Annotated in this window: 15 protein-coding genes; 5 read left to right on the top strand and 10 right to left on the bottom strand. The window is 50.8% G+C overall.

Annotated elements, in window-relative coordinates; translation table 11 throughout:
* Positions 1 to 52: 52 nt before the first annotated feature.
* The 5 genes from F5I99_RS17385 to F5I99_RS17405 are packed head-to-tail and all read left to right on the top strand — an operon-like array spanning position 53 to position 6,632.
* Entirely contained in the window at positions 53 to 568 is a 516-nt protein-coding gene (locus F5I99_RS17385) for a GspH/FimT family protein (RefSeq protein ID WP_151058232.1), read from the top strand.
* On the top strand, positions 558 to 1,037 hold the full coding sequence (locus tag F5I99_RS17390) for a prepilin-type N-terminal cleavage/methylation domain-containing protein (RefSeq protein WP_151058234.1): 480 nt from the start codon (positions 558 to 560) through the stop codon (positions 1,035 to 1,037). Before F5I99_RS17385 ends, F5I99_RS17390 begins: the two co-directional genes overlap by 11 nt.
* Positions 1,034 to 1,858, top strand: a complete 825-nt coding sequence (locus F5I99_RS17395; RefSeq protein WP_151058237.1) for a prepilin-type N-terminal cleavage/methylation domain-containing protein — start codon at positions 1,034 to 1,036, stop codon at positions 1,856 to 1,858. The genes F5I99_RS17390 and F5I99_RS17395 overlap by 4 nt, the downstream gene beginning before the upstream one ends.
* The gene (locus F5I99_RS17400; protein ID WP_151058239.1) at positions 1,855 to 2,277 is read left to right on the top strand and encodes a hypothetical protein; all 423 of its coding nucleotides are present in this window, start codon (positions 1,855 to 1,857) and stop codon (positions 2,275 to 2,277) included. The genes F5I99_RS17395 and F5I99_RS17400 overlap by 4 nt, the downstream gene beginning before the upstream one ends.
* A 29-nt stretch (positions 2,278 to 2,306) precedes the next feature.
* Positions 2,307 to 6,632: a DUF6701 domain-containing protein gene (locus F5I99_RS17405; protein ID WP_151058240.1), complete on the top strand. Its 4,326-nt coding sequence runs from the start codon at positions 2,307 to 2,309 to the stop codon at positions 6,630 to 6,632.
* Here the strand turns inward: F5I99_RS17405 and F5I99_RS17410 are convergent.
* The 10 genes from F5I99_RS17410 to F5I99_RS17455 all read right to left on the bottom strand — a co-directional run bounded on the left by F5I99_RS17410 (position 6,608) and on the right by F5I99_RS17455 (position 20,846).
* Entirely contained in the window at positions 6,608 to 7,009 is a 402-nt protein-coding gene (locus tag F5I99_RS17410) for a hypothetical protein (RefSeq protein ID WP_151058241.1), read from the bottom strand. The genes F5I99_RS17405 and F5I99_RS17410 overlap by 25 nt on opposite strands.
* A complete protein-coding gene (locus tag F5I99_RS17415) occupies positions 7,006 to 7,521 on the bottom strand; it encodes a chemotaxis protein CheW (RefSeq protein WP_191905889.1) in 516 nt (171 codons plus the stop codon). The genes F5I99_RS17410 and F5I99_RS17415 overlap by 4 nt, the downstream gene beginning before the upstream one ends.
* A complete protein-coding gene (locus F5I99_RS17420) occupies positions 7,514 to 9,214 on the bottom strand; it encodes a diguanylate cyclase (protein ID WP_151058243.1) in 1,701 nt (566 codons plus the stop codon). The genes F5I99_RS17415 and F5I99_RS17420 overlap by 8 nt, the downstream gene beginning before the upstream one ends.
* Before the next feature lie 34 nt (positions 9,215 to 9,248).
* The gene (locus F5I99_RS17425) at positions 9,249 to 9,605 is read right to left on the bottom strand and encodes a response regulator (protein WP_151058245.1); all 357 of its coding nucleotides are present in this window, start codon (positions 9,603 to 9,605) and stop codon (positions 9,249 to 9,251) included.
* 25 nt (positions 9,606 to 9,630) lie between these two features.
* Complete coding sequence (locus F5I99_RS17430; protein ID WP_151058247.1) at positions 9,631 to 11,802, bottom strand: hybrid sensor histidine kinase/response regulator; 2,172 nt, start codon at positions 11,800 to 11,802, stop codon at positions 9,631 to 9,633.
* A 3-nt stretch (positions 11,803 to 11,805) separates the two neighbouring features.
* Entirely contained in the window at positions 11,806 to 13,296 is a 1,491-nt protein-coding gene (locus F5I99_RS17435; protein ID WP_151058249.1) for a CheR family methyltransferase, read from the bottom strand.
* Complete coding sequence (cheB, locus tag F5I99_RS17440) at positions 13,293 to 14,375, bottom strand: chemotaxis-specific protein-glutamate methyltransferase CheB (protein ID WP_151058251.1); 1,083 nt, start codon at positions 14,373 to 14,375, stop codon at positions 13,293 to 13,295. The genes F5I99_RS17435 and cheB overlap by 4 nt, the downstream gene beginning before the upstream one ends.
* Positions 14,376 to 14,386: 11 nt before the next feature.
* Complete coding sequence (locus tag F5I99_RS17445) at positions 14,387 to 16,336, bottom strand: methyl-accepting chemotaxis protein (RefSeq protein WP_151058253.1); 1,950 nt, start codon at positions 16,334 to 16,336, stop codon at positions 14,387 to 14,389.
* A 14-nt stretch (positions 16,337 to 16,350) separates the two neighbouring features.
* Positions 16,351 to 18,369: a methyl-accepting chemotaxis protein gene (locus F5I99_RS17450; RefSeq protein ID WP_225307462.1), complete on the bottom strand. Its 2,019-nt coding sequence runs from the start codon at positions 18,367 to 18,369 to the stop codon at positions 16,351 to 16,353.
* Between the two features lie 131 nt (positions 18,370 to 18,500).
* Entirely contained in the window at positions 18,501 to 20,846 is a 2,346-nt protein-coding gene (locus tag F5I99_RS17455) for a diguanylate cyclase (RefSeq protein ID WP_151058254.1), read from the bottom strand.
* Positions 20,847 to 20,966: the final 120 nt, after the last annotated feature.

Genomic DNA, 20,966 nt, shown 5'->3' on the forward strand with positions numbered 1-20,966 from the left:
CACAGGATCAACCAGAATTCGCTGAAGTCTGGCCTTAAAGGTAGTGCCTCATATGCAGTTACAATTTGATGACAGAATCGCAAAGGAAACAGGCTTTTTATGCTTGCTTCCATCTCTGCGAAAACGCAGTTGCCGAGGCTTTACTCTGGTCGAGCTGATTCTGGTGCTGGTACTGCTGGGGGTTTTATCCGCGGTTGTGCTGCCTCGCTTTACCAGCAATGGCTATGCTGAATACGGTTACATGGAAGAACTGGCTTCAGCTTTGCGTTTTGCCCAGCAAAGTGCGGTGGCCGCGAACACACCCATCACGCTGACGTTGACCAGCAACCATTATCGTATCTGTCGTGATACGACCTGCCCATCCAGTGGCCCGTTTTTAAACAATCCAGGCAATAATCGCCCCTGGGATGGCAGCGCCTCTGGACGCGGCCTGGCACCTAGTGGCGTAACAGTGTCACCGGCCACGTCACTTACCTTTAACGGATTAGGCGTTCCTTCGCAGGGACTCAGCATTCAGATAGGGGATCGCAGTCTACAGCTTGAAGCGGAAACTGGCCATGTCCATTAGACAAGCGCAACGGGGCTTTACCCTGATTGAACTGATTATTACTATCGTCGTTCTCTCTGCCGGTTTGTCGGGCATGCTGCTGGTTTACACCAACACAGTATTGCGAAGTGCGGACCCACTGCTACAGCAGCAGGCACTCGCCATTGCAGAAGGCTATATGGAGGAAATACAAGGAAAAATCTGCCAACCCGGCAGGCAATCTAGTGGCAACCCGCCACGTGGGGCCTGGCAGTTTGCAGATGACTTTAACAGCCTTGAGCAGCCCCCCACCCAGATCGATGGCACGGCACTGAACCAACTGAGCGATTACCGTGTCAGGGTTAGTGTGACGGCAGCAGCGTTTGGCCCCGTCGGCCAGCAGATTAATGGTTGTAGTGCCAATGTGCTGGTCTCCAACCAACGCGTCAGCGATATTAATGTCAGCCTGACTAACTTTATGGCTCCCTGGCCGGATGAGGCTTTGCCATGAGCCAGCACCCGCAGCGTATTTCCGGCTTTACGTTGATCGAGCTGATTATTGTCATCGTCCTGTTGGGTGTGCTTGGCACGGTAACTATCGGCATCCTCCTGCAGCCTTTTCAGGCTTTTCAGGATCAATCACGCCGTGCCAGCCTGGTCGCGGAAGCCGATCAGGTGCTCACACGCATGACCCGTGAAATTCGTATGGCGCTGCCTAACAGTGTGCGTATCACCGAATCCAATGGCAACCAGTACCTGGAATTCATCCCTACCATCGGCGGGGGACGCTACCGGGCACTTGCTGATCTGAGTGATCCTGATAATCCAGTCGGCGATGTGTTGGATTTCACCACGATGGATAACAGTTTTGAAGTTCTCGGCGGTGTACTGGGTGAATTCAGTCCGGGTGATTATGTCGTGGTCTTTAATGCCAGCACGGATCAGAACTCCAGTGCTAACGCCTACCGTGGTGACAACCGCGCCGCACTGACTGCTGGCTCCAGTAATGATGCCTTACAGATCCAGCCTGCGGAATTTCCGTTTGCCTCATTGGAAGCCCAGCGCTTCGATATTGTTCCGCAAACAGGACCGGTCACTTACGCCTGCCTGGAGAGCCAGCTTCAACGCTATAGCGGCTATGGCTTCCAGACGAGCCAACCCACCGGACTGACCTCGGGACACCTCATGGCCAGCCGGATTGGGCAATGTGAGTTCAACTACCTTCCCGGTGATCATATACGTAACGGGGTTGTCACCCTGCAGCTTAGTATCACCGAAGACGATGAAACCGTAGAGATGCTCTACCAGGCGCAGGTAATGAATACGCCATGATGAATCAAACGGCCTATCAACACCGACTAAATCCCCCCCGGGTTCATGGAATTTCACTGATCGCCGTACTCTTTATTCTGATCGTACTGGGTGGTCTGGCGGCGGTAATGGCACAGATGGGCGCCACTCAGCATGCAGGCTACCTGCTGTCGCAACAAGGAAAGCAGGCTTACTATGCAGCACGCAGTGGGCTGGAATGGCTGCGGCATCAAACTCTTGAAAACGGTGAATGTCCCGCCGTCAGCACTGTTGTTATCTCCGGCTTCGATCTGACATTGACCTGTGAAGAAGTCGTCGAAACAGAGGATACAGACACGCTGAAAATTTTCCATCTTGGCAGCCATGCTCAGAAGTCGGCCGGACCTTTTGGTATGATCAGTCGTGAAACCCGTGTTTCTGTTTGGTTGAGGTCAAGCTGATGAAGTGTTTAAACCTGCAGAGTCTACTAATGCGCACTATATTGCTGCTTTTGACCTGTGTTTCTCTACTGCTCACCCCCTTGAACAGCTGGGCCAAGAACTACAGCCTTAACGGCAATACCAATTCAGCAAACTATCCGGACTGCTCCGGTTCCTGGTCTTCTAATAGTGGCACTATAACCTGCTCCGGAAAGATTACTCTTAGCCTTGGCGATACCATCATTCCAAATCAAAGCAGGGTGCTGGTTGCCAATGCCGGGTTTGATTTACCGGGTAACAATATTCTCGGTAGCAGCAGTAATCCCATGCCCATCCAATCCTCCTGGGGAAGCATTAGTGTACAAGGCGATAACAACGCTATTTATGGTGCTATCACGTCTAACTCAGGCACTATTAATCTGAACAATGCCGAGGTTGAAGGCGATATATTCCTGCCCAGCGGCAGCATTAGCATTTCGGGTGGCACTGTACTGGGTAACACCCATTCCAATTGCTGTACCGTCACCATGACGAATACTCAAATAACAGGCGATGTCAGCAGCTCAAGCAGTACCGTCAGGATTAATGGCGGCGTCATCAATGGCAATCTCTCCACTAATGGCGGTAGTGGCGTGATCGTTGAGAATGCCACCATGGAATCCGGTGCCATTACCACCGCCAGCGTTCCAATCACACTGTCAAACAGCCAGATAGGCTCCACAGCTAGCCCTATCAATCTGCAAAGTGCAAATCAGATCAATATATCTTCTGATACCACAGTCTACGGTAATGTCACGGCGGGAGGCTGGAGTTCCAGTCTGGCCATCGACATGACCAGTTGGGTCAATGGCCTATGCAGTCCGAGTCATCCACGCTGCGGAGCCATTTCATCTCTGATCGCGTCAGAAAATTTTGATAGTTATTCACCTGGAAGCCTGCAAGGTGGCAGTGCCGGTGAAGGCTGGACCGGTGCCTGGCGTGCACACAGCAACAGTCAGTCCGTTATTGATACCAGTCAGAACCCGCTGGTGTATCACCAGGGAGGCCAATGTATTGCCGGGGCCAGCCGGGCGCTGCAACTCAGAGGCACCACTGATTATGCCGCCAGCCGTAATCTCAGCCGAACGGTGGATGATGATGTGGTCTATGTCAGCATGCTGGTACGTTTCACTGGCACGCAAGCAGTTAACAAGTTCTTTGCCCTTTGGTTTCAGGACCCCACTTATCAAAACCACCCAAATATCGGTATCAAGATGAACCGGGGCACAGGCAGTGGTCCGGAAGATTTCTTCGTGCGCACAACGAATCAGAATGAAACCTATCACACAGATCTGGTTTCCGGTCAGACCTACTTTTTGGTGGGCCGACTGAGTAAATCTTCGCCGGGTAGTAGCAATCGCTATGATCGCTTCGAACTCTGGGTGGATCCTGACAACCTGGATGCACCAGGTTCGCCGGATGTTGTAACTGATCTGAGAAACAGCAATATTTCAGCCTTCGATGAAATAGGCTTTAGAACATACCATCTCAGTTCAACGGATGAGCTGCTTGTTGATAGCCTCACGCTCGGGCTGGATTGGGATGAGGTTGTCACCCCCTCGAGTGATTGCCCTGATCTGGTTCTGACCTGCATGACCGATGAATTTGCCCGGGAGGTGCTTGGTAATGACTGGTCTGTCACTCATCAAAGTGGGGGTTTTGGTAACCCTCGCATTGTGCAGCAACGCTTACGTATGACAGATGCATCCGGCAATGTCGCCACAGCGGCTACCTTGCAACGCTTGTTTCCCTCTGCAAATAACCTGATCACTGTTGAGTTTGATTTCTATGCTTATGGTGGTAACGGAGCCGATGGCATCGCCGTAGTACTTTCAGATGCCGCCATCACCCCAGCACCCGGTGGCTATGGTGGATCGCTGGGCTATGCACAGCGTAGCGGCGGTATCAACGGCTTTGCCGGGGGGTGGCTGGGTATTGGCTTGGACAGCTACGGCAATTTTTCCAACCCGTCTGAAAGTCGTCAAGGCGGTCCGGGGCGTAGGCAGAACAGCGTTGCGTTACGCGGTTCGGGTGCAGCCAACAGTGGTTACCATTATATACAGGGTACTGACACACTATCTCCAACGGTGCGAAATACATCCGGGCATCGTTATCGTATTACTGTAGACAGCCGTACTGGCGATGAGTCCTGGGTGACGATTGAACGCGACACCGGCGCTGGGTACGAGAACCTGATTGGTCCTGTGGATATACTCAGCAGCGCCGGACAGGCACAAGTGCCTGAAAATCTGTTGTTAACCCTGACCGGTTCGACCGGGGGTTCCAATGACAATCATGAAATAGACAATCTGGAAGTCTGTGGCTTGCGCATGGAACCGCTTGAAGCGGACATCCATCATTACCGCCTACTTCACAGCGGCAGTGGCCTGACCTGTGCCGCCGAACCCATACAGGTCATCGCCTGCGCTTCAGACAATTGTAGTTCGCGTTTTACCGGTACTGCATCCGTTACCCTATCGCCCGCCTCATCCGGTACGGTTCGCTGGATTGATGGAAATCAGCAATACCTGGAAAACGGAGAAGCCACCTTTCAACTGCGTCGTAATACCCCAGGGAATGTAACCCTGGGTATAGCGGCCAGCGCCCCCAGCGCATCCAACGTCACACGTTGCTTCAGCAATGGTATTGAGGGCGACTGTACTCTTAGCTTTGCTGAAAGTGGTTTTATCTTTGATCTACCTGACCTGCTGGCTGACAAGCCGGACTCTTTTACTCTTAGCGCTCGCCGTGCTGACGAAAACAATCCTGACAGCTGTGCACCCGCATTCACAGGCGAACGTAGTATTAATTTCCGTAGCAGTTATATAAACCCGGACAGTGGCAACCAATCAGTTTCTCTGAATGGCCAGGCCATCAGTAACACAGCGGGTTGGACTTCGTTATTACTGGCATTTGATGAACACGCCAATGCGCAAGTCGATATACGCTACCCGGATGCTGGCTTAAAACAGCTGGAAGCGGCATTCACAGGCACTGCCGGTAGCGATGAGCAAGGGTTATCTCTGTCAGGAAGTGATAGTTTCAGCAGTGCTCCTGCCGGTCTGTGTATCGAATCCACGGCAAATAATGCCGCTTGTGACAGCGAAGATGCCAATTGCTCTGTATTCACACAAGCCGGTGAAGACTTTCCTATGCGGGTACGTGGCGTCGTCTGGACTGCCGATAATGATCCCCAGTTATGTGACAATACCACCACGCCCAACTACCGCCAGAGTAACATCACCCTGTCTTCATCGCTGATTGCACCCAGCGACGGCCGCAATGCTGAACTTTCACTCAGCCAGGTCAATATCACCGAAAATGGCCTGCAAACAGAAGCCATCAATCTGTCCGAAGTGGGAGTCTTTCAATTACTGGCGGTTCCCCAAGCCAACAGCTATTTCGGCAGAACCGTCACTGCAGGGTTATCCACTCCGATCGGACGCTTTATTCCCAGCCACTTCAGTATGCATTATCAGTTAGATGCGGCCTGTAGCACAGGTAGCAGCGATGCCTTTAGCTATAGCGGTTACCAGTCAGCCGCCAGTGTTCAAAACTCAGGGCAGCCATTTCAGATAACTGGTCACATCCTGGCACTGAATCGGCAAGAGCAGCCTACCTACAACTACCGACAGGCGTTTGCCAAACTCACCAGCGCCGATCTTACCGGCACCGCCCTGCTGGCACCCGATGGCATCGCTGAGGGTATATTCAATAGTTGGTCCCCAACCCTGGAGACGTTTACCCAAGGGCGCGGAGATTTCAGCATCAACACAGATTATCTGGCCCAGCAGCGCCCGCATTCCCCCTTGTTAATCTATCCGAATCTGGCTGCAACAGACAGTGATGATGTCAGTGGTTCGGAGAGTGACCCGGCAGCAGCAGGCCGCTTTATCAGTGGGCGCATGGTGATAGAATCAGGCCATGCCTTCCTTGAAACTGACCCGATCAACCTGACACTGGATGCACAAATGTATGATGGCAGCCGCTGGACCACGCATTCAGCCGATCGTTGCACCAGTGTCAGCGCTTTTCGAATGGATAACGATCAGGAGGAAAATCAATCCAGCAATATTCAGATCGGTGCCGGAGCAACCAGCCTGCTTCCAAACCCTTATGATGCATTCGATGCAGGACAGCACAGCTTAACGCTAAGTGCGCCAGGTGAAGGGAATAGTGGCTTCACCAACCTGACTCCGCTATTGAATGATCAGCCCTGGTTACGTCATGACTGGACAGGCAATGGTCAATACACCGACAACCCATCCGGACGTGCCGCCTGGGGCTTGTACCGGGGCAATCCGAATGTCATTTATATGCGGGAAGTTTGGCGATAATAGCCTTCCAGCGCATCAGCATCCAGCAGGGCAATAACACGCTGCTGGTAGAAGCCCAGCGCTTTTAACGGCTTGAAATGTGAGCGCTGCGCCATTATTTCGGGTAGAGGGTGAATATCAGCGGGTTGCAGTTCGATTAAATCCGCATCGGCACTTAAACCCAGCAGCCAATCAGCTGTTTTCCCACGCAATTTTAGCCATTGGCTAACGGGATCAGTCAGTAGTGTTTCATTGGCGACATCCGAGTAGAGCACGGAGAAAGGCACAATTGAAGATATCTGGGCATCTATCATGCCCCGTCCGGCAACCCGAATGGCCTCCAATCCAAATAGCGAGCCCTCATGGCTGAAGACGACAACCGGAAGTGGCGAACTCACCCCGATTCTCCTTGCCAGGCTGAAAATACACTATCCAGATCCAGCACCGCTATCGCGTGCTGTTTAAACTGCAATAGACCCGTCACATATTGATGAAGATGCTCCGGCAGGCTTTCGGGTGGTGGCTGTATCTGGCTTGCCGGAATATCCACCACATCCAGTAGCCGGTCTATACGCAGACCACTGTGCATTTTCTTACCTTTTGCCAGCAAAATAGCACTATGCCTGGTTATGTCACCGGGATCGTTAAGTTGCAACAGGTTATGCAGACGTATAACCGATTCGATATCTCCCCGTACATTCATGACACCCTCGACGGCTGGCGGCATACCGGGTACAAAATAAACCGGCTCAGTACCAGGCAATACTTCACCAACAGCCTCTCCCGGAAACGCAAAATCACGCTCTCCAAGGCTGAATATCACCAGTTTTATGACCGGCTCATCAACATCAACGATTTCCTCAGCCGATGCCTGTCGAGCGGCCAAAATGCCCTCCAGCGTTTCAGTCATGACGGTACCTGCCCACGACAACCTGATTGCGCCCCTGGTGCTTGGCCTGATACAGCGCCCGGTCTGCTGCCATGCGCAGCGCATCAACATGGGTATAATCCGGGTAGCAACTCAGCCCGGCGCTGAAGGTACAATTGAATCGCGCTTTTCCGGCGGTAAAGGCTATATTGGAGAAATCTTCGCGCAGCTGATTCACCAATTTTTCGGCATATACCAAGGTGACATCTTTCAGTAATAAGGCAAACTCTTCACCCCCGTAACGTCCAATAATATCCGACCCTCTAAGCCGATGTTTCAGTATACGTGACAAGGCAACCAGCACCTGATCTCCAGCCATATGACCATGAAGATCGTTAACCTCTTTGAAGTTATCCAGATCGAGCATCACCAAAATCAGGTTTTCCTGCTGTCGAATCGCCTGTGCCAGACTGGTATGCAGCATTTCAGTGGTGGTAGTGTGATTGTACAGACTGGTCAGACTATCACGTGACATTAATGCGCGCAGAGTTCGCATACGTTCCGCCCGCAACACAACTGCCGCGACAAGCTCTTCCGGAATGACCGGTTTGGTGATGAAGCCTTCGACCCCTACCTGCATAGCCGAAAACTGTTTTTTACGGTTGGTTTCATTAGACAGGTAGACGATGGGTAAACTGATGTACTCCGGCAACTGACGAATAATCGCAGCAAGCTCCACACCGGTACAACGCGGCATGTACATATCGGCCAACACCAAATCCGGATTGAACTGTCGTAATACGTCCAAAATTCCAGACGGATCGTGCAACTGCTTCACACTCATGCCAGCTTCCTGAAGAATCAGGCTATGATAAGCGGCGACTTCTGGCTCATCATCAACAACCAGGATACGTAGTTGCTCTTCACGGCGTTCGCCCAACAGCAGTTCATCCAGCTTAGCGGCCAGATCCAGCGCCTGCGCCGGCTTGGTAAAGTAGGCAAGACAGCCTGCCTGTACTGCACCCAGCCGCGCCTCAAAGTCACCGTAACCTGACAAAACAATCGACGGCAAAGCTTCGCCAATAATAACTGACAAGCGTGCCAGCTCATCAGTGCCGGCTGTACTGCCGTTAGGAAAATAAACGTCCATGATCACGGCGTCTGGCCGACGTTTCAGCACGGCATTGTGGAAGCTCTGGGTATCCAGAAAATATTCAATTTCGTAGCCAAAACAATGTAATTGATAGCCCAACTGGGTAACCTGTTCAGGCTCATCATCACAAATATAGATCAAGGCCTTGCGGTTGCTTTCAGCTCGATTGGAGTCATCCTGCTCCATCTCAAAGAATGGGGCATGCTGAGTATCATCAGCCACATCCCCTCGGCTTTGCTGCAACTGCTGAAGCTGTTGTTTCATTTCACTCAACAGCTCGCCCAGCGGCAAGAGCTTATTGCCGGGAACCTCGGTTTCCGGTAGTTCGATTAACGTCAGCAGCAAGGTTTCACCGGTGTCGGCGATGTCCGCTAACCCGGTAAAGCCGAAGGAACTGGCTGTACCCTTGATGCTGTGAAAAAAACGGTGCAGCTCGACTGCCAACTTTGCGTGAGCCTGCCAGTCCGATGACAGTAATCGGTACTGTTGCTGTGCTTTGTCCAGACGCGCAGGCATCTGGCTGAGAAAACTCATTCTCAACCGGGTAATTTTTTCCTGCAACGTTGGCTTTTTGACATCCATCAGGATTTACTCCATCAACTTAAGCGGTTTAACTTTATCTGGCCAAAGCCTGTGTCACGGCGATAGGTAAGCTTTGTTCCAGATTAAAATCTTTCTGTATACAACCATCCAGACCCGGCTCCTTGGCGCTCAGCGTGGCGGGGTCATCGCCGGTCAGCAGGATAAACGGCAACGTCTGCCCCTGCTCCTTCAAATCGCGATACAGATCGATACCACTGATCAAAGGCATATTCATATCACTGACAATCAAAACGATCTGCGGGTGAGTATTCAGTTGCTCAACAGCTTCCACTGCATCAGCCGCCTGCACCACCTCAAACCCTTGGTCCTCAAGCACCGCAGCGGTCATTTCACCTGCCAGGGCATCATCATCCACTACCAGTATTTGCATGCTATTAATCCTGTATAGTCTATTTTTAATCCAATAATACTCTCAGGGTATCTACCAGACTGCTCTGATCGAAACTGCCCTTGACGATATAGGCATCAGCACCTACCTGGATACCCCGGCGCCGATCACTCTCTTTCTCTCTGGAGGTAATGATAATAATCGGCTTATGCTGGTAGCGTTCTTCCTGACGTAGCTTGGCTGTCAGAGTAAAGCCATCCATCACCGGCATTTCAACATCGGTCAATACCGCATCGAAATCCTCTGCAAGAGCTTTGTCCAAACCATCTTGTCCATGCTCAGCCAGCGTCACCTGATACCCCCAGGCTTCCAGTACATCCCGTTCAATTTCACGGGTATTCAACGAGTCATCAACAACCAGAATACGCTGGCGTACAGGCGTCTGCCTGGATTCTGGTTTACTTCGATCCGACACGGGGCTTCGTGTACGCCGGGACAAAGACATTAAATAGGGGACATGTAACAGGCTGACCAGGTGATTATGCCCCGTAGTGACCATACCGGAAATCAGTGCATTACCACGTAAATGCGGTGGCAGCTGTTTAATCACCAGATCGCGCTCGTCAACCAACTCATCAATTTCCAGTGCCAGTTTTTCGTGGTGCAGGCGAATGATCAACAACAGCACATCCGGTTCAGAGCGAGCAGGATGCTTTGGCGTCACCGGCATGGGAAGTAAATTTATCAGTTCTGATAACTTCATCACCGGGACGAATTCATTACGCACGATCACTGCATTGCGATCTGCCACTTCAACCATTTTGCTGCGTGGAATACTGACCAGCTCAGCCACATACTGTGCGGTAAAACCCAATAACTGACCGGAAACCCGAACCAGAAGAACACGCATCATTGCTAAGGATAAAGGTAAGCGTAGCGTAAATCGCGCCCCCTCTCCAGCCCGACTTTCAAGACTGATAACGCCCTGGAGCTTATCGATGACGGTGCGCTTGACTACATCCATTCCCACGCCACGACCAGACAGATCTGTAATCATCGCGCTGGTAGAAAAGCCCGGCAGGAAAATCAGATCCATCACTTCCTGTTCTGTCAGATTTTCTAACGCTTCAGCTGTCAGCAACTGTTTGCTCAGCGCTTTATTGCGAATGGCATCCATATTCATTCCGGCACCATCATCGATAATCTCAATCACTACCCAGCCACCATCCTGAGAGGCTTTAAGCTGCAACACACCTTGCTCAGGTTTACCGGCTGCCTGCCTAACTTGTGTTGTTTCTATGCCATGATCAAGGGAATTGCGCAGCAAATGAATCACCGGGTCGGCCAGTTGATCGATCATCTGGCGGTCCAGTTCAATATCCGCGCCTTGCACCCGACACTCAACCTGTTTGCCAAGAGAGCGAGCCAGGTCTCTGACCAGACGCGTGGCAGGCTCAAAGACAATCGACAAAGGCAACATGCGCATCTGTAAGCCGATGTCATGCAGATCCTGCATTAACAACTCCTGCGACTGAACTCTGTCCTTTAAGGCCCTTGAAAAATGCTGCAATCCGGAGACCAGCTCCGTAACCCCTTGTTTTTGTACTTGCAGTTCCAACTGCTGGGCGATACGAGTCATTTCACGCAAACCGGCATGGCTAGACACCACTTCGCCCATAAGTTTAATCAGCTCATCCAGCTTGCTCAGTCTAATACGTACGGTTTCAGATGTTCTCAGCACCGCCGTTGACTGGGTGTCTGACGTATCAGCCAGTGTAGGTGGTAGAGATGACGCAGCCAGCTCACTATTCGTAGTCTCTGTTACAGTAGCGGGTGTTTCAGTTGCTCCTTGAGCGGCTGCGCTCAGAGCGGCACAAAGCACCGGATCAGCTGGACTCAGGCGGCTGGCATCCAGCGTATCTGCAAGAATGGTGAGATAATCGGATAACTGATCAACGCCTTGATACAGCAAGGCCAGATTGTGCGAATCGGCTTTCACCTGCTCTTCACGCAGAGCACTGAGCAAATCTTCCAGACTGTGAGCCGTTTCTGTAATCGGGAAGAGCTTCAGCATACGTGAAGAGCCCTTCAGTGTATGTGCAGAACGGAACAGACTGTTAATCAGTTCTGCTCTCGTTTCTCCCTGCTCCAGATCTGCCAGTCCTTCAGCCATCTGACTCAGGTGATCCTGGCCCTCTTCAATAAAACGCAGCAGAAATTTTTTAATATCCAGTGCCATATATCAGCCTTCTCCCTTATCCGAAAGCTGTGTGTTCTGCTTTAATTTCAATAAATGCCGTTCGCTGAGAAACAGAATATCACCACGCGGTAACGGTAACGGTACCCACAGCATCCCATCAGCCGCGTGCTTATCATTTGACAGAATACGCCTGATTACCTGGTAGGCTTTGATGGCCGCCGCATCGTGTCCTTGTATACGGTAAGTTTCGGCCAGATAATAATGAGCAGGCCAACACTCCGGACAGGTATAAGTGACCTTCCTGAACCAGTCACAGGCTTCCTGAAGCCGATTTTGCCATTTAGCATTCAAACCTTTAAGTAACAACCCATCCACAGACCAGGGATCTTCATGCAGCACCTGATCCAGCAAGCCGTCCGCATCATGGAATGCTCTCTGGTTGAGTAATAACCAACTTTTTAACAGTAGCACACCCATCGCCACGGGTTGATTCTGAACACGCAGGTGCCTATCCAGCAATTCGGAAGCTTTTTCACGCTCACCTTCTTGTACCAGCTGACGTATAGAATCCAGAGGTGGCAGATTGAGCAAGGCGGGTGTTACCGCATCAGGAGCCACTCGTGCCGATGGCTCAGGATCGCAAAGCGACTCTTTTCCAAGCTGAACGGCTGTACTTGCCGAATGCAAAGATGACCAACTCACCGCCTGACTGGAAGGAGGACGGTAGGCTTCACCCTTGATAAAATAGTAATGCCCATGCTCTTCCACCAGCTCAAACACCCCCAGGTCATTTCCCAATGTTTCAGAACTGCCAAGTAACAGAATACCATTTTCATTTAAGACATCATGGAAGCGCCGATGAATCATCTGGCGTGTTTCCGGATCAAAATAGATAGAAACATTGCGGCAGAAAATCAGATCATAGCCTTCAAGTCCTTGCGGCGGCAGAGGCGCTTTAAGGTTTAACGGCAGAAAATTAATACTCTGGCGTATCTCGTCTACCAGTTGGTAGTTGCGCTGTATCGGACGAAAATAGCGTTGCTGCAACACAGGATCCATGCTGCGAAATGAGAAAGCAGAATAGATGCCTTGGCGCGCCTTAGACAATACCTGCCGGTCCACATCACCCGCATCTATCTTAAATAACTGCCGCCGCTGTTCACCATATACCGTATCCAATGCCATCGCCAAACTATAGGGCTCTTCACCTGACGAACATCCAGCACTCAGAATTCGCAGCGGTCGTCGTGACTGTCGGGCCAACAAACGCGGAATCAACTGATTTGTGAATAGAGCTATCTGATCGGGTTCACGGAAAAAATAGGTTTCGTTGACGGTAAGTGCGCTGATCAGTTGCTCAAACTGCTCGGGGGTGTTTTCCAACAGTCGAAAGTAGTCGTTAAGGTCCCGGCAGCCCAATCGAATCACAGCCTGGTTCAGCGCCTTATTAAGACGATCTTCAGCAATGCCCTCCAGCACCAATCCACAGTGGTTGTAAATCAGTGCCTTAAATGGTGCCAGATCCAGACTCATCGTACCCCCTGGCTGATTGCGTGGCAGTAATCAGCCGCATTCAGACTTAGGATATCCACTATTTCAGATGCGAGCTGATCGAGCGGTAAGAGCTTCAGCACACCACCTGCATGCACCGCCTCCTGATTCATGCCATATATGACCGAACTGGCTTCATCCTGCGCCAGGGTAATGCCACCGACGTTACGGATGGACAGCATCCCTGCGGCTCCATCACGACCCATCCCTGTCAGTATCATGCCAATCGCATCAGCACCACAGTGTCTGGCAACCGAACTGAGTAACTGATCACAGCTGGGTCGATAAATATCAGCCGCCTTGCGGGGTATCAACGCAAGTCTGTGCGCAGCGGTCAACGTCAGGTGGCTTTCAGACGGTGATACGTAAATATGCCCTGGCTGCAACATCTCACCCTCCTCAGCCACTTTTACCGGCAACTGACATAGGCTGTTCAGCCATTGAGCCATACCCTCGGCAAAACCATCGCTGATATGCTGGGCAATAAGGACAGGCGCAGGAAAGCCTGACGGAAGCTTGGGTAACAGACTCGCCAGTGCCTGAGGGCCACCGGTAGAAGAAGCTATGGCCACCACCCTGCGGTAACCGCGCAACAAGGGAGAAGGCAAGGTTTTGGCTGGTTTTGCAAACACTGGGGCAGGCTCTGCCACCATACGACGTCGGATATAGGTTATGACTGGCACACCCGCCAGGAGACGCACTTTGTCTACAAAATCAGCGGCCTGCTCTGGCGTATAGTCAGGCTTGGGAATCACTTCCAACGCACCCAGTTGCAAGGCCTCATAAGCTTTCTCTGCATCTGATTCATTACTGACCACCAGAATCGGAACCGCTTTATGATGCATAATCTCCGAAATCGCCTGCATGCCATCCATCACCGGCATATTCAGATCCATAGTGACAATATCCGGGCGTAATAACTGAGTCATTTCAACCGCTTCACGTCCGTGACGCGCCTCTCCGACTATCTCAATATCGGTTTGATCTTCAAGAATGGCGCGCAGCAATCCACGTGCCAGACTACTGTCATCAGCAATCAAAACCCGGATGAGCTTGTGCATTATCATCAGCCTTACTGATCCTGTCTGTCAGAAATCTTGGTGTCATGGTTTGCTAGCCGAAACTCATGCACCAATTGATTCAACTCAGCTGACATGCTCACCATCTCCTCACTGATCTCGGTGATGCTGCGTACAGATTGAGCATTGTGGGTACTGGCATTGGCAATATCACGCAGAGCAATTACTACCTGGCTGCTGGCTGTTTTCTGCTGCTTTGTCGACAGGGATATTTGCTGGGCCGCATTACTGGTTTTAGTAGCTGCCTGTACCAGTGCATTCAGATCTTCGGCGGTGATGGCGCTAACATCCATGCCGCTCTGAATCGAGCCGGAGCCTTTTTCCGAGGTAATCACCAGACGACTGATCGAGTCCTGAATCTCTTGTATGCGATCTTCAATCTCCAGCGTGGAATCGGTGACACTATCGGCTAACCGACGGATCTCGCTCGCCACAACTGAAAAGCGCTTACCTGAATCACCGGCACTGGAGGCTTCCAAAGCGGCGTTAAATGCAATCAACTTGGTTTGGTCTGCCAGAGTATTGATCAAATCCATCACTTTGCTGATCTGCTTCGACTTGGCACCCAACTGCATAATTTCATCCAGACTTTGGGCATTGTCCTGCTGGATTTCGGTCATGCGATGCAGCAATTGCTGCATCGCCTGTGCCCCTTTTTTACTGCTATCCAAGGTCAGATTCGCCACATCCACAACAGATTGTGAATGATCGGCAATCTGCGTCGAGGAAGCCGATAACTCTTCCATGGTCGAGGTAATTTCTGCCACGGATGACGACATTTGCTCCACAGCCGCCGCCATGGACTGGCTGACTTGCTGTTGCAGGTTATTATTTTGATTCACCAAGCCAGCCGTATGCGCTAAACGACCAGCGGATTCACTCAGGTTGTCAGCATTACGGAAAATCGCCTGAATGATGTGAGAAAGGCGTTCCAGCAAGTGATTGGTCTGCTTGGCCAGATCACCCAACTCGGCCTGATCACGCACATCTATCCGCTGTGATAAATCCAGAGTCTGACTAATCTGCTTAAGCTGTAACTGAAAGCTCACCAAGGGTTTGCTCAGTGAGTGAGTCAGTTGATAAAGCACTAGACAACTGACTAGAATCACCAGCAACGACAAGGATAACAATTGCCATGTTAAGCCAACTAATCCAGCATTGACTTCAGTTGCATCAATCAACAGCAGGAAGGTCCAACCAGCCTCAGGGACTTCAATACTGGAAAGCAGCCAACTGCTACCCTCAAACTCAACAGTCTGAATACCCGATTGCAGCGTCACACCGGGCAACAGGTCACTAAGGTTTTGTTGCAATCTGTCCTGATTAGGATGCGCCAGCACCTGACCAGATTGATCCAGCATCCAGGTTTGTGTTGTCCAACGCGTCTGTGTTGCCAGCAGGTCCTTAACAATACCGGAAATCAACAGGTCAGCACCCAGAATACTATCTGGCTCTCCTGCCAGAGGCAGTGCCATAGTAATCACCAGATCACCAGTAACGGCATCGACATAAGGCGGCGTAATAACCAGGTCCTGCTGTGCTCTTGCAGCCTGATACCAGGGACGGGTTCGTGGATCATAACCCGCAGGTAATTCACCGGGAGGCTGAGACTGCACCATATCTCCACGAGGGGTGCCAACATAAGCCAAGTCAAAATCACCCGCATCCAACCCCAGTGTCAGGCGCTCTTCCCAGGCTTCCCAGCCATTCGGATAAGCTGGTAATTGGGTGGCCAGAGCGCGCATTACATTAACTTTTGCGCTAACCCATTGGCTGGCAGTTGTTCGGGTTTGCTCCAGGCTACTGTACATTTCACTGGTCATCGCTTGGCTGACCTCTCGTTGCATCAAGTTACCAGCCAACAAACTCAACAAAAATAATGCAACCAGCAATAATCCCGCCATAGAAAATAATAGTTTTTTCTGGAATGACAGGTTTTGCATTTTTCGAGCTCCTTTCACGATTCACTATGGGCTGAAGATTGATTCAACTTAAATTCTTGCACCAATGAGTTGAGCTCTGATGACATATTGACCATCTCTTCACTAATTTCAGTAATACTGCGCACTGACTGGGCATTATGCGTACTGGCATTGGCAATATCACGCAGGGCAATCACTACCTGGCTGCTGGCTGTTTTCTGCTGTTTGGTGGACAGAGAAATCTGCTGGGCCGCATTGCTGGTTTTGGTTGCCGCCAGTACCAGGGCACTCAGGTCATCCGAGGTAGCAGCACTCACGTCCATTCCATTATGAATAGAGCTGGAGCCTTTTTCTGAGGTAATCACCAGACGACTGATCGAATCCTGTATCTCCTGTATGCGCTCTTCAATCTCCAACGTCGAGTCGGTGACACTATCAGCCAAGCGACGGATCTCACTCGCTACGACTGAAAAACGCTTACCTGAATCGCCGGCACTGGAGGCTTCCAGCGCCGCGTTGAATGCAATCAATTTGGTTTGATCGGCCAGGGTGTTGATCAGATCCATTACCTTGCTGATCTGTTTGGATTTAGCACCCAACTGCATAATTTCATCCAGACTTCGGGCATTATCCTGCTGGATCTCAGCCATGTGTTGCATTAGCTGCTGCATCGCCTTCGCCCCTTTTTTACTGCTATCCAAGGTTAGGTTTGCCACATCCACAACAGACTGGGAGTGATCGGCAATCTGCGTCGAGGAGGCAGATAACTCTTCCATAGTCGAGGTGATTTCCGCAACGGATGACGACATCTGCTCCACCGCTGTCGCCATGGACTGACTGACTTCCTGTTGCAATGCACTGTTCTGATTCACTAAACCAGCCGTATGCGCCAAGCGACCAGCAGATTCACTGAGGTTGTCAGCATTACGGAAAATCGCCTGAATAATGTGGGATAGCCGTTCCAACAAGTGATTGGTTTGTTTAGCCAGGTCGCCCAGTTCCGCCTGGTCAGAAACCTCAACCCGTCGCGACAGATCCAGTGTTTGTGAAATACCCAACAGTTGCTGCTGAAAATGCACCAAGGGTCGACTAAGAGAAGTTGCCAGCGGATAGAGCAGCGCCAAGCTGATCAGTAAGAGTACAAAACTAATCAGCATTGAGCGGTAAAGCTGCTGGCTGATCGGATCCATAAACTCAGCTCTGGGTACTTCAACCACCAGATAGCGCTGTAGATCCTCAATCCAGATAGTACCTACAAACAGCGCCTCGCCATCCTGGACTACCTGTGCAACAGCAACATTCTGATGCCCCTGCAAACCTTGTAATGCAGCAGAGCTATTCAGATCCTGAATCAAGGCCCCATCTGCCTTTACTTCGACAATGCCATCTTGGTTAGCCAGTGAGGCCCGCCCGCCTTCGCCAAGTCGGTAAGCACTCACTTTTTTAGCCAGGTGAAGCATATTCAGTCCAACACCGGCAACACTGATCGGTTCACCCACGTTATTCAGGGTGTTACTGCTGTAATTGACGAACATCTGTAGTTGTTCGCCACTGAACTCATTGGAATCAAGATTCAGTTCATAAGGAGCCCCTGAACCCAGGTAGCTAAAGTACCAACTGTCATCCACATTATTACGCTGCATCTGGCGGCGATTCAGCTGTCCATCCTGGTAGTGATGATAAAAAATGTTCTGGCCATCATTCGCCGCAATAAACACGATTCCGGCTTCCAATTGGCTGTTAACGCGAGCCATTTCAGATTCTACCATCCACAATTCGGACTCCGGCATACCCTTACGAATCCAACGTTCAATATAGGAATTGGCTGCCAGACTGCGGGAAACCTCGAGGCTGGGCGCTAACTGCAAGGCCACTTCACTGCCAAGCTTTTGCAACTGCGCCGGTAACTCCTGTGTAATCAGGCTGTCTACCCGACTCTGGCTATAAAACCGGGATTGCAGCAGTAAAGAAATAATCATCACCAAGGAAAACAAGACACCAAAGGCGATAAAAAGGCGTAAGCGTAAAGATAACCGGTTCCACAGTATGTACATGGCTCACCCATAGATGCTCAAACGAAACGTATGGCTCAAATGGACACTACTACAACTTAAGAGCCACTCTATACAGCTTAATTAACAACGTATGCATTTAAAATGCAAGGAGATTTAGGTTTTCTCTACGATCAGCTAAAAGCAACCACCCGATTACGACCACTTTCCTTGGCCTGGTACAGGGCTCGGTCTGCTCTAGCCAGCGACATATCCGGTCGGGTGTCATCCGGCGACATCAAAGTACAGCCGATACTGACAGTCAGTGGAATGCTCTGCTGTTCATACTGGAATACGTTGACTGCCACTTGCTCTCTGAAGCGGTTGGCAAAAGTAATCGCATCCTTGAGAGAGGTGTCTGGTAGCAACAAGGCAAACTCCTCTCCCCCAACACGTGCTGACAGATCGCTGCTACGCTGCTGCATCAGCAACGCGCCAAACTCTCTGAGCACCTTATCACCGGCCGCATGTCCGAAATTGTCGTTAATGCGCTTAAAATGATCCAGATCGATCATTAATACAGCATTGTCGGCAAAAGAGCGCTGATAACGCAAAAACTCTTTTTTGAGCTGCATCTGAAAATATCGCCGGTTATGCAATCCGGTCAGATCATCAGTTGTTGTCAAAGCAATAAGCTGCTGCTCCATGGCTTTTTGCTTGGTAATATCCTGGAATACCACTACAGCACCCACCTGTTCACGCTCTTCAAACACCGGGCTTACTTTCATGTGCACCGGAAAGGTATCGCCACTACTGCGAACAAAGTGATCTTCACACTCTTGCAACTTACCCTGAGCCAAGGTCTGGTGAACCGGGCAGTCCTTGTTATGATAGGCGCTACCATCTGGATAGCAGTAATGGAAAACCCTGTGCTGATCCTTACCTATCACATCTTGATATTCAAAGCCCAGCATCGTCAGGGCCGCCGGATTGATAAAGGTGCACAGGCCGTGCATATCACATCCATAGATACCATCACCCGCGGACTCAAGTAACATACGGTTGTACTCTGTCAGACGTTTATTTTCCTGCTCGGCCCGAACCCGTTGGGTAATATCAGAAAATGCCACTACAGCGCCATTGATTCGATCCTTGGAAAACAAGGGTGTTACAGTCATTTCGACCGGAAAACTGCCGCCATTATAGCGGATAAACCAATCGCGCTGCTGGCGCTGCCGTCCATCCTCCAGCGTCTTAACAATCGGGCAATCTGCATGTGGATAAACCTTGCCGTTCTGATAGTGATGATGAAACAACCTGTGCTGATCCTGACCCAGAGCTTGCGATGACGTTACTTGCAGCATTCTTAACGCCGCCTGGTTGATAAACGTACACTCCCCTTGGCGATTAACACCATACACGCCTTCACCCAGTCCTTGTAACAGGGTTTTAAAACGCACCCGCTCAATATGTGCTTTACCCCAATGCCATGCCAGAGACAAACTTAGTGTCAGGATAACTAGCGTGGCGAGCATAACGATCAATAACAACCCCCTCCAGCGCTCCCAGGCATCCATCAAAGTAAAATCAGGGATATTTTCGAAAGGAGGCAGGCGCAATGCACGCGCCATAGCTTCAACCGGCAAATAATCTGCAGGTACGGTAAAGCCATAAATACCCGCCTGCTGTGCCGCTGGGTGCTCCGGATCCAATGAAAAAAGCGCAGCGGCCACATGACGAATAGTACGGTCATTCACATGCGGCAGTGCAAATACCGGCCACTCCGGATAAAGGCGGGTAGATACCTGATGGGTGAAGTCAGAATTAAACTGTGGGTTGATCAATTTGACAGCCTGCTCCTGTAACTGCCCGTTACGCTGCATCTGTTCCAGTATACCGTCACGAACGAACGCCACATCGGCACGGCCATCCATAACCGCACGAACGGCTTCATGATGTGTGCCCAGTTCTTGCAGTTCTTGAATATCATCGGGCAAACGGATGCCGGCTAAAAAAAGCTCATAGGCCTGCGATCGATAGCCCCCCAGATTTTCTCGGCTGGGAGCTGCAACCCTTTTATTTTTAATATCTTGCAGTGTATTGATATCCTGCCGGTCTGCTGCCGCAACGATGGCGCCACCTAATCGATAAACCGGCCGTCCATCATCTGATTCAACCAATGTAGCGATAACGCCGGTGAGCGGATAATGGGTACGTGCCAGCAAAAAATGCGTCGGATTAGTGGTAACCAGGTCGATTTCACCATCACGGATACGTCGGTTAAGCTCATCCTGTGGCAGCACATGTAGAACCACCTCATCTGTAACCAGCACAGTATTCAGATAAGCGATCAGCGGCGCATATTTAGCCTCTGTTCGTTCATTGCCCAGGTAAGAAAATACGCCAAAGTGAAGTATGTTTTTGGATGGCTGTACTGGCAGGGTTTCATTTGCAAGCGCAGGAAAAGCAAGCAGGCCAAGCAACGCAAAAACCAGCAGCACCGTCAAGCGACGAGGGCAAAAATTAGGCCAGTACTGCATGGTATAATTCCTCAGTGTAATCCTGCGTAATGTCTACTCTGAAATTCACACAGACAGAGTAAGCAGACCTGATTCCTGCCTTAAGTATACAGTCTATTCTATAAACTTCAGATGGACAAA

Origin of the sequence: Nitrincola iocasae, assembly GCF_008727795.1 — a bacterium.
GTDB lineage: Bacteria > Pseudomonadota > Gammaproteobacteria > Pseudomonadales > Balneatricaceae > Nitrincola > Nitrincola iocasae.